The sequence below is a fragment of the Microbacterium sp. STF-2 genome (assembly GCF_034650155.1).
GTDB classification, from domain to species: domain Bacteria; phylum Actinomycetota; class Actinomycetes; order Actinomycetales; family Microbacteriaceae; genus Microbacterium; species Microbacterium maritypicum_A.
The window spans coordinates 1,285,394-1,302,021 of record NZ_JARKMW010000001.1; the positions used below are offsets into that span (position 1 = coordinate 1,285,394).

The window sequence follows — 16,628 nt, forward strand, 5'->3', positions numbered from 1 at the left end:
ATGTTTGTAGAATATAACGGAGACATCCCGTCAGAACAGCCGTCAGTGAGGACGAACATGACCGCATCTCCCCGCCGGATCCTGGTCACCGGAGGCGCATCCGGGCTCGGCCGCGGCATCGCCGCCGCCTTCCGGGACGCCGGAGACGAGGTCTTCATCGGCGACGTGAACGCGGATGCCGCGGCCGCCGTCGCTGCTGAGATCGACGCGACGGCCCTCACGCTCGATATCAGCGACGAGACCTCCGTGCGCGCCGCGGCCGAGCGGGTCGTCGCCGACGGCGGACTCGACGTCCTGGTCAACAACGCCGGCATCGTCGCCGGCGGCGGCACCCTCCAGGAGGTCCCGGTCGACGTCGTCGATGCGGCCCTGCGGGTCAACGTGCGCGGCACCTTCCTCATGCTCCGCGTCTTCGGCGGTCTGCTCGCCGAGGCGGGACGCGGGTCGATCGTCAACATCTCCTCGATCGGCGCCCGCCAGCCCACCCCCGGCCTCGGCCACTACGAGGCGACCAAGGCCGCGGTCGACGCCCTCACCCGCACGTCCGCGATCGAGCTCGCCGCGGCGGGCGTGCGCGTGAACGCGGTCGCCCCCGGGCCTGTGCTCACGCCCCTGACCGCCGACTTCGCGTCGAACCCGCAGGCGCGCGCGGCCTGGGAGTCGCGCATCCCCCTCGGCTCGATCGCCGAGGTCTCCCAGATCACGCCGCTCGTGCTGTTCCTCGCGAGCGACGCCGCCAGCCACATCACCGGAGTCTCCGTCGCCGTCGACGGCGGACAGCTCCTGGTCTGACCGACACCGCCGTCTGGAGAACCATGTCCCTCCCCACGCTCGACCTGCCGCCCGCCCCCGGGCTTCCGACTTCGACCCGCGCCGCCGTGCTCACCGCGCACGGCGAACCGCTCACCCTGCAGAACCTTCCCCTCCCCGCCGAGATCGAGCCCGGCGCCGCCCTCGTGCGCATCTCGTGCACCACGCTGTGCGGCACCGACATCGAGATCTGGGAGGGCCGGATGAGCTTCCCCGGCATGCTCCCGATGGTGCTCGGACACGAGATGGTCGGCGAGATCGTCGCTACGGGGCCCGACACGAAGGACGCCCTGGGACGCCCGCTCTCCCCCGGCGACCGCATCGGCTGGTCCGAGTCGACCTGCGGCGAGTGCCACGGATGCGTGGTGCTGCGCGAACCCGTCGCGTGCTCCCGCCGCGGCTACGGGTTCCTGCAGCGGGCCGACGTGCATCCCTTCGCCACCGCTGGACTCTCGGAGTATGCCTACGTGACCCCGGGGGCGGCGAAACTGCTGCTCCCGGCGTCGGTGAAGGACACCTGGGCGTCGATGGCCGGGTGCGCGGCCAAGACCGTGCTGCGAGCCTTCGAACGGGCCGGGCGCATCCGGCCCGGCTCACGCGTGGTCGTGCAGGGCGCCGGCGCGCTCGGCATCTTCGCCACGGCCGTCGCGAAGATCTCGGGAGCCGGCCAGGTCATCACGATCGGCGCCCCCGCGTCGCGCCTGGAACTCGCCGGACGCTTCGGCGCCGACGCGGTCGTCGACTTCCGCGACGGCCCGGTCGTCGAACAGGTCATGGCGCTCACCGGAGGCCGCGGAGCCGACCACGTGTTCGATTTCGCCGGCGCGCCGAGCGTCGGACCCGACGCGATCGCGATGGCGGCACAGCGCGGCACGGTCGCCATCGTCGGGTCCACCGGTCCCGCAGGCGACGGCTTCCCGCTCAGCACGATCATGGGCAAGGAGCTCACCGTGGTCGGCTCGCTCAACGGCGACATCTCGGACTACTCCCGCGCGATCGACTTCTTCACCGCGTTCGCCGACCGCTTCCCCTGGGACGACCTGTTCAGCGCCCCGGTCGGCCTGGCCGACGCCTCCGCGAAGATCGCCCACATGCACCAGCTCGATGAGGTCAAGGCCGTCATCGACCCGAGACGGTGAGGACCCCGTGACCACTCCCCTCCTGCCCCGCCGCGAGATCGGCCGCAGCGGCATCGACGCCTCGCTGTTCTCCCTCGGCTCCTGGCACACCTATGACCGGATGGACTTCGGCGACGCGGTCACGATGCTCCGGGAGGCCGTCGACCGCGGCGTGAACCTGTTCGACGTCGGCGTGTACTCCGCACCGGGAGCGCCGCCCGTCTTCACCGACGTGATCTTCTCGGCGATGGTGCGCGCCGCAGGGATCCAGCGCGACGAATGGCTGCTCTCGTCGAAGCTGTGGCTCGAGGCGTTCGGCGATGACGGGTTCCGCCCGCAGCTCGAGAACGCGCTGATGCGGGTCGGCGTCGAGCACGCCGACCTGGTGATCCTCGGCGACCTGCGCCGCGACGACCTCGCGCTGCGCGACCTCGTCCTCGACCTCGCCCGCCTCGAGGGGGCCGGACTCATCCGTGCCTGGGGTGTGAACAACTGGTCGGCGTCGAGCATCCAGACCCTGATCGACATCGCCGCCGCGGAGGGCGTCTCCGGGCCGCAGATCGCGCAGCTCAAATACAGCGTCTCCCGGCGCTCGATCCCCGACGGCGCGCCCTTCGCACGCCTGTGGGATCAGGGGCTGACGCTCCAGGCCTCCGACTGCCTGGAGGGCGGTGTGCTCGCGGGCAAGATCAACGGGGACAGGCAGATCGGCCGCGATCCCGGCGATATCCGGGAACGGATCATCGCGGATGTACCCGCCTTCTCCGACCTGGCCTCGTCGCTCGACGTCTCACCCGCGCAGCTCGGGATCGCGTTCACGCTCACCCATCCGGCACTCACGACCACGCTGTTCGGCGCATCGAGCATCGACCAGCTGCGCGCGAATCTCGACGCCGCAGCCCTGGTCGACCGCATCGGCATCGAGGAGCTGCGCCGCCTCGTCGAGCCGTTCTGGGCTGACCGCGGGGTCGTCGACCCCGAAGGCCCCTGACCCGCCGCCCCCATCGCTTCCAGGAGAACCATGACCGCCACCGCCGCCGGACACCCGACCGTCGCCCCCGTGCCCTTCGACCCCGAGGTGCAGGCCGTGCTCGACGAGCTCGCCAAGAATCCGCAGCCGCCCCTCACTCGCGACACCCTTCCGCGCGACGGTGTCGACCGGATGTTCCCGGACAACGACTCGGTCATCGCCGGGCGCGACATCGAGTGGGAGGACCGCGTCATCCCCGGTCCTCCCGGAGCGCCCGAGATCGAGATCACGGTGTTCCGTCCGGCCGACACCCGCGACGAGGTGCTTCCCGCCTTCGTGAACATCCACGGCGGGGGCATGATCGTCGGTCACCGCTCGTGGGAGACGGGGCGCGTGGTCGACATCGTCGACGAACACCGCGTGGTCGCGGTCAACGTCGAGTACCGCCTCGCTCCCGAGAACCCCTACCCCGCCGGAGTCGAGGACTGCTATGCCGCCTTCGTCTGGGTGCACGCGAACGCTGCCGGGCTCGGCATCGATCCGGAGCGCATCGTCGTCGGCGGCGGCAGCGCGGGCGGAGGTCTCACGGCGGCCGTGGCTCTCCTGGCCCGCGACCGGCAGGGTCCGGTCATGGCCGGACAGCTGCTGCTGTGCCCGATGATCGACAACACCAACACCACGGTCGCCAGTCTTCAGTACGACGGCATCGGAACCTGGCAGCGCGAGATGAATCTGCTCGCGTGGTCGTGCGTGCTGGGCGACGACCTCGCCTTCCATCCGGATGCTCCCGCCTACGCCGCCCCCAGCCGCGCCGTCGATGTGGCGGGACTCCCACCCGCCTTCATCGAGGTCGGCGAGGCCGAGGCGTTCCGCGATGAGGACACCGAGTACGCGCTGCGCATCTGGGCGACCGGCGGTCAGGCCGAGCTGCATGTGTGGGGAGGTGGCGCGCACGGCTTCGACATGTACATGCCCGACGCCGAGATCTCGCGCGCCGCTCTCGCGGCCCGCGCATCGTGGCTGCGTCGCATCTGGCGGGCCGCGCGATGACCGCGCCGCTGCCTGTCCCCTACGACTCGGAGCTCGTCGCCGGACTCGATGCGTTCGTCGAGATGGTCGAGATCATCCCGCTGCGTGCCGACACGATCCACGCGAACCGCGACCACTTCGCGACGATCATCCCGTCCATGGCCATGCAGTCCGATGGCCGCGCGATCACGTGGGAGGACCGGACCATCCCCGGGCCCATCGGGGCTCCCGCCATCGAGATCACGATCGTACGGCCCGCCCGGCCGGCGCCCGCCCCCGCCCCCGCCGTGCTGTCGATCCACGGTGGTGGCATGGTGCTGGGCACCCGGTTCTTCGGCACGGCGGAGCTCATCGACCTCGCCGAGCGGCACGGCGTCGTCGGGGTGGCCGTCGAGTATCGCCTGGCGCCCGAGCACCCCGGCCCCGCCCAGGCGGAGGACTGCTACGCCGCGCTCGAGTGGATGGCCGCGCACGCCGAGGAACTCGGCATCGACCCCGACCGCATCATCGCCTCGGGGATGTCCGCCGGTGGCGGCCTCTCGGCCGCGGTCGCTCTGATCACTCGGGATCGGGGCGGGCCACGCCTGGCCGGTCAGCTGCTCGGGTGTCCGATGCTCGACGATCGCAACGAGACCGCATCCAGCCGTCAGTACGACGGTTTCGGCGCGTGGGATCGGAACAACAACGACACCGCGTGGGACGCCATCGCCGGAGAGGACCGCTTCACCGACCGCGTCTCGCCGTACACCGCGCCCGCGCGCGCCGCTGACCTCTCAGGACTCGCCCCCGCGTTCATCGAGGTGGGCGCCGCGGAGACGTTCCGCGACGAGGCCGTCGACTACGCTCTCCGCATCTGGGCGACCGGGGGACGAGCCGAACTGCACGTATGGGCCGGCGGATATCACGGGTTCGCCGGGTTCTCCCCCGATGCCGAGGTCTCGAAGGCCGCCGTCGCCGCCCGCGAGAGCTGGCTGCGCCGCATCCTGCGCCTCGGCGGATGAGCCTCCCCGCCTCTGAGGAGCCCGCCCGCCCGCGCATGAGCACCCTGCGGGCGATGCTGGTGCTGGGGATGCTGGAGGCCTTCGGGCCCCTGTCGATGGACCTGTACCTTCCGCAGCTGCCGCAGCTCGCCGCGTCGCTCGGCACGACGGAGGCTCTCGCGCAGGTGACGATGTCGGCGTGCATGATCGGCCTCGGACTCGGCCAGCTCGTGGCAGGGCCGCTGAGCGATCGACTCGGCCGACGACTGCCGTTGATGGTCGGAGTAGCGGCTTTCGCGGTGCTCTCCCTCGTGTGCGCCGTCGCTCCGAACATCGAGCTCCTGCTGATCTCCCGTTTCCTGCAGGGGCTCGCGGGCGCGGCCGGCATCGTGATCTGCCTGGCCATCGCCCGCGACCAGTTCGAGGGTGCCGAGCTGTCGCGGATGCTGTCACTGCTGTTCCTCGTGTCCGGCACGGCGCCGATCATCGCGCCGGTCGTCGGCGGCCAGCTGGCCCGGATCATGGACTGGCGCGGCATCTTCGGCGTGCTCAGCGCGGTCGGGGTCGTCCTGCTCCTCGTCGTGGTGTTCGCCCTGCCCGAGACGCTGCCTCCGTCGAGGCGGCACGGCGCCGGCCCCGTGGCGCTCCGGTCGCACGCCGCAGCCGTCGTGCGCGATCGCCTCTTCGTGGCGGTGCTGTGCGCCGCGGCGGGAGGCGGTGTCGCGTTCTTCACCTACCTGTCGATGTCGTCGTTCGTGCTGCAGGATCAGTTCGGCCTCAGCCCGCAGGCCTTCAGCCTCGCGTTCGCGGCGGGGGCGCTGGCCAGCATCGTCGGCAGCCAGACCAGCCGGCTCGTGGTGCGCCGCTGGGGACCCCTGCGCGTGTATCTCGGCGGTATCACGGCGACGCTGCTCGCCACCGTCCTGCTGCTCGTGCTGACCTCGACCGGCACCGGGGTCTCCGGAGTCATCGGGGCGCTCATCGGATTCATGCTGTGCTCCGGGCTGGGTGGCCCCAACGGCCAGACGCTCGCACTCGCCCACCACGGCGCACGCGCCGGCACGGCCTCGGCCCTGCTCGGCATGGCGACGTTCCTGTTCGGTCCGGTGCTCGCGCCCCTCGCCGCGGGCCTCGGCGGCACGAATGCCCTCACCATGGCCGTCACCATGACGATCGCCGCCGCCGTGGCAGCCGTCGCGGCCTGGGTGTTCGTGCGCCCCGCCGCAGAGCCTCGGTAGCAGCCCGTCGGCCACCGGCCAGCGGAGACGGGCCTCGCCGATCAGAACCCGAGCCACATCGCAGCGACACCGACGGCCATGGCCCACGACTCGGTCGTGAGCAGTCGTGCGGTCCTGCCGTGATGCACCGGCGCCACGAACCACTCGGCGACGACGGTCCACACCACGACCCCCACCACCCCGACCAGCACCAGAACCGACAGGACGCCGTCCAGTGCATGACCGCCGTGCCCCGCATCCGCCGCCTGCATCGACGCGCCGGTCGCTCCCGTGGCGTTCGTCGACGCGCTCTCGAAGGCGCACGCGGCCATCACGAGCGACACGAGGGCGCGGTGGCAGCACGTGGCCGCCGACGGCGTGCCCCGCACCCCCATGGTGCCGAGCATCGCCGAAAGCAGGAGGACGGCGCCGAGGATCAGCCCCGTGAGGGTGTCGCCGTCCGTGAATGCGAGGAACAGCATCACCGCGGCCATCACGAGGGCCGCCTGCCGTCCCTGCCACGGCACGACGCGCCACGCCGCGATGCAGGCGACAGCCGAGACGATCGCCGCTGCGGCCATCAGCCACGGTGCTGCGGGAAGGAGGTGATCCACCCGGGAAGTATATTGAGCAACCGCTCAATATAGCTAGACCTCGTCATGATGCGAGAGGATGGGCATGTGCCCCGCATCGTCGACCACGATGAGCGCCGCCGGCAGATCGCCGAGGCGCTGCTCGCCGTGGCTGCCCGCGACGGGCACGAGAGCGTCTCCTCACGCGCCGTCGCCAAGGAGCTCGGCGTCGCCACCGGATCGCTCTGGCACTACTTCGAGGGCTTCGACGAGGTCGTGCGCGCCGCGGCCGCCGAGGTCACCCGCCGCACCGACGCCCGCATCGCCGCAGCCACCGAGGGGCTGCGGGGACTGGCGAGACTCCAGGCGCTGATGCGTGAAGTGCTGCCGATCGATGAGACCACCCGCACCGAGGCGCACGTGGTCGTCGGCTTCTGGGGACGACTGGCGACCCTCGCCCCCACCCCTGACGCCGGAGCCCCCACACTCGCGACCTGGCAGAGCAGCATCCGACTCGCTCTCGACGAGGCCGTCCACGACCGCGAGCTGCGCACCGGCACCCCCACGGACGCCGTGCTGTCGCTCCTGCGCTCGATCACCTACGGGCAGCAGATCGTCGAGGTCACCGAGCCCCAGCCCGCGGCCGCGCACCTCGCCGTGCTCGACAGCATCCTCGCGCCCTGGCGCGCCTGAACCCGCGCCAGCCCCGCTCTCGACGCCCCGGGAATCGGTGGTTGTGGACCGCCGACGACCCGTCGTATCATCATCGCAACCCGTTTATTGAGCAGTTGCTCGAAAATAGTGAGGTCGATGATGTCCCACCACGCACCGCAGCCCGTCTCGATCGAGAAGATCGCCGCAGCGCACCCGCATGATCCGCTGACGGGCGACGAGATCGCCGCCGCTCGCGCGGTCCTCGACGCGGCAGGACTCCTGACGGAGAGCACCCGCGTGCCGATGCTGCTTCCCGACGAGATCACGAAGGAGGAGCTCGCCGCCTGGCAGCCCGGCGCCCCGATCGATCGCCGCGTCGATGTGACCCTGCTCGACACCGCGACCGGCGTCGCGACCGAGGCCATCGTGTCGATCACACGAGGCGAGGTCCTGCGCACCGCGCGCGTGCCGAACGACGCCCCGCCATACGGCCAGCCGCAGTACCTGTTCGAGGAGTACGAGCGCGCCGAAGCGATCGCGAAGGCCTCCCCCGAATGGCAGGCGGCGATGACGCGCCGCGGCCTCGCCGCGCACATGGACCTCGCGTTCTGCGGGCCGCTCGCCCCTGGTTACACCGGACGCGCCGATGAGGTCGGGCGTCGGGTGATCCGCTCCCTCACGTTCCTCCGCTACGACGAACACGACTCGCCGTGGGCACACCCGGTCGAGGGACTCATCGTGCACATCGACCTCACGGCGAACAGCGTCATCCGCGTCGAAGACCATGGCGACGTGCCCGTCCCCGCCGGCCATGGAAACTACTACCCCGAGGCGCAGGGCGACGCCCGCACCTCGCTCAAGCCCATCGAGATCAGCCAGCCGGAGGGTCCGAGCTTCACGGTCTCCGGCTCGCTCGTCGAGTGGGAAGGCTGGTCGATGCGCGTCGACTTCAACGCCCGCGAAGGCCTCGTGCTGCACGACGTCTGCTTCCAGGGTCGCTCGGTGCTCCGTCGGGCCAGCGTTCCGGAGATGGTCGTGCCCTACGGCGACACCGCCCCCGGCCGCTTCTGGATCAGCTACTTCGATGCCGGTGAGTACCTGCTCGGAAAGAACGCCAACCACCTCGAGCTCGGCTGCGACTGCCTCGGCGTCATCCGCTACCTCGACGGCTACGTCGCCGACGACCACGGTCACCCTGTGCGCATCCCGAATGTGATCTGCATGCATGAGGAGGACTACGGCATCCTCTGGAAGCACACCGATCTCGCCGGCCGCGCCGACGTGCGTCGCTCGCGCCGCTTCGTGGTGTCGTACTTCTCCACGATCGGCAACTACGACTACGGCTTCTACTGGAACTTCTCCCTGGACGGATCGATCGAGGTGGTCGCGAAGGCGACCGGCATCGTGTTCGCCGCGGCCGGCGAGCCGGGCGTCCGCCAGAAGCACGCGACCGAACTCGCCCCCGGCGTCTTCGCCCCGGTGCACCAGCACCTCTTCTGCGCACGCCTCGACGTGGCGATCGATGGCGAGGACAACCGCCTGGTCGAGGTCGACGCTCAACGGGTGCCGATGGGCCAGGAGAACCCCTTCGGCAACGCGTTCAGCTGGACCGAGACGACCCTCGCGACCGAAGCGGAGGCACAGCGCGAGGCGGACAGCTCGGTCGCCCGCGTCTGGGAGGTGCAGAGCGCCTCCCGCACGAACCGCGTCGGGCGCCCGACCGCCTACCACCTGGTGCCGGAGCCGACCGCTCTGCTCATGGCCGATCCCGCATCCTCCGTCGCCGCGCGCGCCGCATTCGCCACGAAGCACCTCTGGGCCACCCGGCACGAACAGGGGCAGATCTGGCCGGCCGGTCGCTATCCCAACGCCCACCAGGGCGGCGCCGGCCTGCCGGAGTACACCGCGGGCGATCGATCGATCGACGGAGAGGACATCGTGCTGTGGCACACGTTCGGGCTGACGCATTTCCCGCGCCCGGAGGACTGGCCCATCATGCCCGTCGACTACGCCGGCTTCTGGTTCAAGCCCTACGGCTTCCTCGACCAGAACCCCGCGATGGATGTGCCCGAGTCGACGCAGGCGCACGCGGTCGCGTCCACCGGCTGCTGCGGCGCAGGCGCATGCACCTGCGAGCACTGATCTGCGAGACGTCGTCCCGCACGGCCGATCCCGGTGATAGCATCACGGAACGGATCGTATACAACGTCGTCGTTCCACCACCCGAGGTGATCAGTCATGAACGGTGCACCCGCCGCCCCCGCCGAATTGGTTTCCACGCTCGTCGCGCGCAACATCAGCGACTTCCGTGCCGCCGTCTCGGAGTCCTTCGTGCCCCTGCAGGTCACGACCGCCGGACCCGACCACTTCCGAGGGATCATCCGCGGAGCCTCCGTCGACGAGGTGCATGTGAACGACGTGCGCGCCACGTCGCATGTCGTCGAGCGCACCCCCGAGCTCATCGCCCGCGGCGACCGTTCGTATTTCAAGGTCAGCCTGATGATCGCCGGCACCGGCCTGCTGATCCAGGACGATCGCGAGGCCGTGCTCCAGGCGGGCGACCTCGCGGTCTACGACACCGACCGCCCGTACTCCCTCGTGTTCGACGACGACTTCCGCACGATGGTCGTGATGTTCCCGAAGCACCTCATCAGCCTCCCGGCCGAGATGGTCGGGCAGCTCACCGCCGTGCGCATCTCCGGTCACGAAGGCCTCGGCAGCATGGTCGTGCCGTATCTGACGCAGCTCGCCGGTAATCTCGATCAGCTGGCCGGCACGACGGGGGCCCGGCTCGCGCACAGCGCGCTCGACCTCGTGACGACGGTCTTCACACGCGAGCTCGGACTCGATCAGGTGTCCGCCGACCCGCACCGTGCGCTGGTGCAGCGCATCCGCTCGTACATCGACCGCAACCTCGCGTCGACCGATCTCGGACCCGCGTCGATCGCCGCCGCGCACTTCATCTCGACCAGGCACCTGCACGGGCTCTTCCAGGAGCAGGGCGTGACCGTGTCGACCTGGATCCGCACACGGCGCCTCGAGAAGTGCCGTCGCGACCTGCTCGACCCGATGCTCGCCGACCGCCCGGTCGCGGCCATCGCGGCACGCTGGGGCTTCGTCGACGCCGCGCATTTCAGCCGCGCGTTCAAGTCGACCTTCGGCGTCTCACCCAGTGAGTATCGCGCCGCGCACTGACGCTCCGTCTGCCGCGCACTGACGCTCCGTCTGCCAGGAAAACTGACGCTCCGTCTGCCGCGCACCGGCACGTTGCTTGCCCGGGAGGGCACGCCGGTTGACTCTCGGCGCGCGATGACCGCCGCCCCCTTGAGGGGATGAGGAACACCCCACCAGCATGAGGCAAGCGCACCGCGACGACGCGGTGCCCGGGGCGATGCGGCCCCGCCGCGTGCGACGTCAGGACCCTCATGACCGACACCTCCACCGACCCGGCGCTGGACGAATGGCGCACGTACGACGAGTTCGCCGCGGGCATCGACACCTTCCGCCTGCCGAACACGCCCCTCGCCGGCACCGCCCTCACCCTCACCCTCGACGACGACTCGACCCTGACCCTGGAGTTCTCCGAGGACGCCCTCGTCTGGAGCGGACTCGGAGCCTCCGGCACCGACCCGTACGACGCGGTGCGAGTGCGGGACGACGTCGTGTTCGTCAACATCCCGATGCGGAGCCGTCCGCGCGAGGCCGTCACCGTGGTGTTCTCCACGACGACGAACCGGGCGACCGTCATCCGTTCGCGCATCGCCCCCGAAGCCGTCGACGGCACCCCTCAGGTCGGCCAGGACTTCTGGGCGGCGACGACCGATGCGGGGCCCGTCAGCGGCGACGCCCCCGGCCCGAGCCGCGACCTCATCGGCAAACGCAACCTCTACCGGTACAGCCCGCACCACCTCTACGAGCACGTGTACATCTCCAGCCGGCGCTATGCCTGGCAGTGCCTCGAGGGCGTGCAGCGCGGCCACGGCGACATGGACCTGTCGACCGTGTGGAAGTTCGCCGACGGCCTGTACCTGTTCTGCTTCCGCGAGTTCCGTATCGCGGTGGCCAGCGTCTGGCTGCACGACCTCGGCTACCAGTTGATGACCACGGGGATCTTCCTCGGACTCACCGGAGAGGGCGACGCCGAGCACTCGCGGGCCGGCGGCCACATCTACCCGCTGGGCGCCGTCTCCTACCCCGACGCCCAGCCCGTCTGACCGTTCGCCGCACCCCCACTCCGAGGAGAGCCCATGAGCAACGCCGACCTGATCCGCCAGCACTACGCCGCCAACGACCGCGGCGACCTCGACGGGATGCTCGCGCCGTTCGCCACCGACATCCGCTGGACCGAGGCTGCCGGCTTCCCGTACGCCGGAACGTACATCGGCCCGGATGCCGTCGCCCGGAACGTGTTCCGCCGTATCCAGGAGGAATGGGACGACTACACCGTCGCGATCGACGAGATCGTCGACGGCGGCGACGTCGTGGTGGCCATCGGCACCTACTCGGGCACCTACACGCAGACCGGGCGCTTCTTCGCCGCCCGCGTCGCCCATGTGTGGCGGGTCGTCGGCGGCGAGGTCGTCGCCTTCGAGCAGATCACCGACACGGAGCTCGTCAACCGCGCCATGCGCGCCTGAACACCGCACACCCCGCACAGCACCAGACGAACACAGCACCACCCGAACACAGCACCACCCGAACACGAGAGGCAGGAAGCACATGAACACACGAGCATCCGGCACCGCGGCGCTCCTCGCCGTGGCAGCCCTCACCCTCGCCGGCTGCGCCGGTGGAGACGGCGGAACCGGCGGTGGGAGCGGCGACCCGATCGTCGTCGGCTCCGTCAACACCATCAGCGGTCCCGCGACCTTCCCCGAGGCCTCGCAGGCCGCCGCCGCCGTGTTCGAGGCCTTCAACGAGGCGGGCGGGCTCGACGGCCGCACGATCGACTACAAGATGCTGGACGACAAGGGCGACCCGGCCACGGCCACCGCCTCCGCACGCGAGCTTGTCGGCAGCGACGGCGCGGTCGCACTCGTCGGCTCCGCCAGCCTCATCGAGTGCGAGATCAACGCCAAGTACTACGAGCAGGAGGGCATCCTCTCGATGCCGGGCATCGGAGTCGACACCGGCTGCTTCGACAGCGAGAACATCTCCCCCGCGAACGTCGGACCGTTCAACGACATGACGCTCACGCTGCAGTACGGATCCGAGGTGCTCGGCCTCGACGACATCTGCATCCTGCTCGAGATCGCCGGTTCCACGCGTCCCACCTACCAGGCCGCGATCGACGAGTGGACCGAGATCACCGGCAAGAAGCCGAAGTACGTCGACGACACCGTCCCGTACGGCGCCTCCGACTACACCCCCTACATCGTCAAGGCACGCGACCAGGGCTGCAAGGCCCTGGCGATCAATCCCGTGGAGCCCGACGCGATCGGACAGGTCAAGGCCGCGAACGCCCAGGGCTGGGACGACGTGACCTGGCTCTACCTGACGAGCGTCTACAGCGAGAACTTCGCCGAGGCGATCGACGACGCGGGTGCGGGCATCTACGTGCCGGCGGAGTTCTACCCGTTCACCGACGACAGCGAGATCAACGCCGACTGGCGAGAGCTGATGGAGGCCAACGACATCCCGCTCACCTCGTTCAGCCAGGGCGGGTACCTCGCCGCGACGTACTTCATCGAGGTGCTCGAAGGGATGGACGGCGACATCACCCGCGAGACCGTCTCGGAAGCGCTGAAGGGCATGGAGCCGATCGAGAACCCGATGGTCGGAACGCCCTACGCGTTCGGCACCCAGAACACCGCGGGCTGGCCGATCATCCTCGAGTCCGGCACGAACGCCTGGGAGAAGGTCGCCGACGACTGGCTCCGCATCGGCGAGTAGTCACCCCTCGCCTGCCGCCGGGCGCATTACCGGCGGCAGGTCCCCCCTCGGAACAGAAAGGACGCCTCATGCTGCAAGGCGCCATCGCCGGTCTCGCCGCCGGCGGCCTCTATGCCGTCCTCGGCGTGTGCCTGACGCTGATGTCCCGACTCGTGCGCGTGGTGAACTTCGCCCAGGCCGCGACCGGGATGTTCGGGGCCTTCACCGCGGTGTGGCTCGTGCGCGAGCTCGACCTGCCGATCTGGCTCGGCTCGGTGCTCGGCGTCCTGGTGGCCGGGCTGCTCTCGGCAGCGATCGGGTTCATCGCCGCGACCTGGCTGTCCGAGGCCTCCACCACCACCCGTTCGGCGATGACCGTCGGCCCCCTCCTGCTGCTCATCTCCCTGTCGTTCATCCTCTTCGGCAACAAGCCGCAGCCGTTCACGCCGATCATCGCCGGACCGGCGTTCTCGTTCGGCGGCGTGGTGATCAGCCAGGTCACGGTCGCGACCGTCGCGATGGCGATCATCACCGCCGTCGTGGTCCGCCTCGTGCTGCGCCGCACCAGGGTCGGCACGCAGCTGCGCGCGCTCTCGGAGCGCCCGACCACGGCGGAACTCCTCGGCATCCGCTCGCGCCCGCTGTCGATCGCCGTCTGGTTCGTCACGGGTGTGATCAGCGCGATGGCCATCATCATCGTGGCCCCCTCGCAGTCGAACGACGCGACCAGCCTCGCGATGCTCATCGTCCCGGCCGCGGCGGCAGCCCTGCTCGGCGGCTTCCGACGACTCGACCTCGCCGTCGTCGGCGGGATCGTCCTGGGTGTGCTCGGTGGTCTCGTCGCCCAGATCGACGAAGTGGCGCTGGTGCGCAACTTCCTCCCGTTCCTGTTCATCGTCGTCCTGTTGCTCTGGACGCAGCGCAAGGAGGTGTGGGATGCCGCTCGCTGACCGTCCCTGGTTCCGGATCACCTGGCCGTTCGCCGTTGCTCTCGCCGGTATCGGAGCGGGTGCGATCCTCAGCGCCTCCCTGCCGGGGTACTTCGTCTTCCTCGCGATCAGCGCCGTCACGGCCGCGATCGCCATCCTCGGTCTCGGCATCGTCACCGGCTCCGCAGGGATGATCGCGCTCTGCCAACTCACCTTCGCCGCCGTGGGGGCCTGGATCGTCTCCCTGCTGAACGTGATGCAGGCGCCGGGCGGATTCATCGTCTGGCTGGTCCTCGGCGGGGTGGCGGCGGGCCTCGTCGGCATTCTCGTCGGCCTCCCCGCTCTGCGGCTGCGCGGTGTGAACCTCGCCGTCGTGACCCTAGGCTTCGCGGCAGCCGCCGACGTGACGCTCGTGCAGATCCAGTTCCCCGGTTCGGCTCAGGGCACGGCGATCGAGCGTCCCGAGATGTTCTCGAACGACCGGCAGTTCTTCTTCCTCTCCATCGTCGTGCTCGCCGTCTGCTCGCTCGGCGCGTTCTTCCTGCAGCGCGGCCGGTGGGGATCGAGCTGGAAGGCCGTCGCGTTCTCCGAGCGCGGCACAGCCGCCGCCGGACAGAGCGTGCAGACCGCGAAGCTCACCGCATTCGCGGTCTCGGCCGCCCTCGGCGGCATCTCCGGCGGGCTGCTCGCCGGTCAGGTGCAACTCCCGTTCGCGTCGAGCTTCACACCCCTGCAGTCGCTGGCCCTCTACGTGCTCGCGATCATGTCGGGCGCGCACCTGATCGACATGGCGATCTTCGGGGGCCTGCTGTGGGTGCTGGTCCCCGAGCTCCTCAAACGCTGGGGCATCCCGCAGGACTGGGGCTTCGTCGTCTTCGGCGTGCTCGGTGTGCAGGCGCTCACCAGCGGCACGAACCTCGGCCAGGGCATCCGCAACCTGATCTGGCGCCGCGCGGATCGCCAGGCCGCCACCGTCGCGCTGACGGCGCTTCCCCCTGACGCCGGAGCGGATGCCGCGGTGATCACCACCACGACCACGGCCACGGTCGACGAGGCGGCGCTCGCCGGGACGCCGGTGCTCACCGTTGACGGCCTGACGGTGCAGTTCGGCACCCTGAAGGCCCTCGACGACGTCTCGTTCCAGGTTCCCGCCGCGTCGATCATGGGACTCATCGGTCCGAACGGAGCCGGGAAGTCGACGTTCGTCGATGCGATCAGCGGGTTCCTCCCGAAGCACACGGGGCGCGTGCTCCTGGGAGACCGCGACCTCGTCGGCCTCTCCCCCACGCGGCGCGCGCGTCTCGGTCTGCGCCGGACCTTCCAGCAGGACCGGGTGCCGCCGTCGCTCACCGTCGGCGCATACGTGCGGTTCGTGGCCCGGCGCCGGCTCGCCGCATCCGACATCGACGAGGTGCTCGAGTTCTTCGGCTGCCCGCCCGCGCGTGCACGCCTGTCGAGCGTCGACGTCGGCACACGCCGGCTCGTGGAGGTCGCCGCGAACGTCGTCTCCCGTCCCCGTCTGCTGATCCTCGACGAACCCGCCGCCGGGCTCTCGCATGACGAGCATCTCGCCCTCGCTGCGAGGCTGCGGGAGCTGCCTGCGCGCTACGGCGTCGCCCTCATCATCATCGAGCACGACCTCGATCTCGTCCGCTCCGTGTGCCCGACCCTCACGGTGCTGGACTTCGGCCGCGTGCTGGCCAGCGGACCACAGGCCGAGGTCCTCGCGAACCCCGACGTCGTCAAGGCGTACATGGGAGAGACGGAGCTGTTGAAGTGAGCGAACTCGTCCTGGACGGTGTCACCGTCAGTCGTGGCGCCGGTCCCGTGATCTCCGACGTCTCGCTGCGGGTCACCGGAGGCGAGGTGCTGGCGCTGGTGGGCCCGAACGGCGCGGGCAAGACGAGCCTGATCGAATCGGTCTCCGGCGTCACCCCGCATTCCGCCGGCGGCATGACCCTCGACGGCGAGCCGATCGATCGGCTGTCCCGCGTCGCGAGAGCCCGCCGCGGGATCGTGCACATCGAGCAGGGACGCGCCGTCTTCCCCTCGCTGACCGTGCGCGAGAACATCTCCCTCACCGCACGCACCCCCGGAGAACTGGACGCCGCCCTCGCGCAGTTCCCCGAGCTCGAGAAGCGCATCGATGCGCCGACAGCCCTGCTGTCGGGCGGCGAGCAGCAGATGGTGGTGCTCGCGCGCGCGTTCGCCGCGAAGCCGCGCATCCTGCTCATCGACGAGATGTCGCTGGGCCTCGCCCCCGTCGTGTTCCTGCGCCTGATGCCGATCGTGAAGTCGATCGCCGATTCCGGGGTGGGCGTGCTGCTCGTCGAGCAGTTCACGCAGCTCGCCCTCGATCTCGCCCAGGAAGCCGTGGTCGTGGCGGGAGGCCGGGTGTCGTTCCAAGGGGCATCCGATGCCCTGCGAGCCGACCCCGGCCTCCTGCACCGCGCCTATCTCGGCGGATGAGCGCGGACC

The 16,628-nt window shown here is 70.2% G+C and carries 16 protein-coding genes; 15 read left to right on the plus strand and 1 reads right to left on the minus strand.

The genetic code is table 11. From position 1 onward, the window contains the following. Positions 1–57: 57 nt before the first annotated feature. The 6 genes from MicroSTF_RS06100 to MicroSTF_RS06125 are packed head-to-tail and all read left to right on the plus strand — an operon-like array spanning position 58 to position 6,145. Entirely contained in the window at positions 58–792 is a 735-nt protein-coding gene (locus tag MicroSTF_RS06100) for an SDR family NAD(P)-dependent oxidoreductase (protein ID WP_322954252.1), read from the plus strand. A 23-nt stretch (positions 793–815) separates the two neighbouring features. Continuing rightward, on the plus strand, positions 816–1,949 hold the full coding sequence (locus tag MicroSTF_RS06105) for a zinc-binding dehydrogenase (RefSeq protein ID WP_136025084.1): 1,134 nt from the start codon (positions 816–818) through the stop codon (positions 1,947–1,949). 7 nt (positions 1,950–1,956) lie between these two features. Continuing rightward, positions 1,957–2,919 carry an aldo/keto reductase gene (locus MicroSTF_RS06110; protein WP_297555090.1) on the plus strand — a complete coding sequence of 321 codons (963 nt, stop codon included), beginning with the start codon at positions 1,957–1,959 and terminating at the stop codon, positions 2,917–2,919. A gap of 30 nt (positions 2,920–2,949) precedes the next feature. After that, positions 2,950–3,948: an alpha/beta hydrolase gene (locus tag MicroSTF_RS06115; protein ID WP_029266554.1), complete on the plus strand. Its 999-nt coding sequence runs from the start codon at positions 2,950–2,952 to the stop codon at positions 3,946–3,948. Next, positions 3,945–4,928 carry an alpha/beta hydrolase gene (locus MicroSTF_RS06120; protein WP_029266552.1) on the plus strand — a complete coding sequence of 328 codons (984 nt, stop codon included), beginning with the start codon at positions 3,945–3,947 and terminating at the stop codon, positions 4,926–4,928. Before MicroSTF_RS06115 ends, MicroSTF_RS06120 begins: the two co-directional genes overlap by 4 nt. Continuing rightward, a complete protein-coding gene (locus tag MicroSTF_RS06125) occupies positions 4,925–6,145 on the plus strand; it encodes a multidrug effflux MFS transporter (protein WP_315069470.1) in 1,221 nt (406 codons plus the stop codon). Before MicroSTF_RS06120 ends, MicroSTF_RS06125 begins: the two co-directional genes overlap by 4 nt. A 41-nt stretch (positions 6,146–6,186) precedes the next feature. Here MicroSTF_RS06125 and MicroSTF_RS06130 read toward each other — a convergent pair whose 3' ends face one another. Continuing rightward, on the minus strand, positions 6,187–6,738 hold the full coding sequence (locus MicroSTF_RS06130; RefSeq protein ID WP_322954257.1) for a hypothetical protein: 552 nt from the start codon (positions 6,736–6,738) through the stop codon (positions 6,187–6,189). Between the two features lie 66 nt (positions 6,739–6,804). Between MicroSTF_RS06130 and MicroSTF_RS06135 the strand changes: the two genes are divergently transcribed. From MicroSTF_RS06135 to MicroSTF_RS06175, 9 genes are all read left to right on the plus strand, one after another. After that, positions 6,805–7,389, plus strand: coding sequence for a TetR/AcrR family transcriptional regulator (locus tag MicroSTF_RS06135; protein WP_297555105.1), 585 nt, complete (start codon positions 6,805–6,807; stop codon positions 7,387–7,389). 117 nt (positions 7,390–7,506) lie between these two features. Then, positions 7,507–9,492: a primary-amine oxidase gene (locus tag MicroSTF_RS06140; protein ID WP_029266547.1), complete on the plus strand. Its 1,986-nt coding sequence runs from the start codon at positions 7,507–7,509 to the stop codon at positions 9,490–9,492. A 96-nt stretch (positions 9,493–9,588) separates the two neighbouring features. Next, positions 9,589–10,545 carry a helix-turn-helix domain-containing protein gene (locus MicroSTF_RS06145; RefSeq protein ID WP_029260453.1) on the plus strand — a complete coding sequence of 319 codons (957 nt, stop codon included), beginning with the start codon at positions 9,589–9,591 and terminating at the stop codon, positions 10,543–10,545. 230 nt (positions 10,546–10,775) lie between these two features. Beyond that, complete coding sequence (locus tag MicroSTF_RS06150) at positions 10,776–11,564, plus strand: MoaF C-terminal domain-containing protein (RefSeq protein ID WP_029266545.1); 789 nt, start codon at positions 10,776–10,778, stop codon at positions 11,562–11,564. Between the two features lie 33 nt (positions 11,565–11,597). Beyond that, positions 11,598–11,987 (plus strand): nuclear transport factor 2 family protein, encoded by a 390-nt coding sequence (locus tag MicroSTF_RS06155; RefSeq protein ID WP_029260455.1) that lies wholly within the window; start codon positions 11,598–11,600, stop codon positions 11,985–11,987. Positions 11,988–12,069: 82 nt separating this feature from the next. Further along, positions 12,070–13,242, plus strand: coding sequence for an ABC transporter substrate-binding protein (locus MicroSTF_RS06160; protein ID WP_029260456.1), 1,173 nt, complete (start codon positions 12,070–12,072; stop codon positions 13,240–13,242). Between the two features lie 68 nt (positions 13,243–13,310). Next, positions 13,311–14,171, plus strand: coding sequence for a branched-chain amino acid ABC transporter permease (locus MicroSTF_RS06165; protein WP_322954260.1), 861 nt, complete (start codon positions 13,311–13,313; stop codon positions 14,169–14,171). After that, complete coding sequence (locus MicroSTF_RS06170) at positions 14,158–15,930, plus strand: ABC transporter permease subunit (RefSeq protein WP_322954262.1); 1,773 nt, start codon at positions 14,158–14,160, stop codon at positions 15,928–15,930. Before MicroSTF_RS06165 ends, MicroSTF_RS06170 begins: the two co-directional genes overlap by 14 nt. Further along, positions 15,927–16,619, plus strand: a complete 693-nt coding sequence (locus tag MicroSTF_RS06175; RefSeq protein ID WP_167253207.1) for an ABC transporter ATP-binding protein — start codon at positions 15,927–15,929, stop codon at positions 16,617–16,619. Before MicroSTF_RS06170 ends, MicroSTF_RS06175 begins: the two co-directional genes overlap by 4 nt. Positions 16,620–16,628 lie beyond the last annotated feature (9 nt).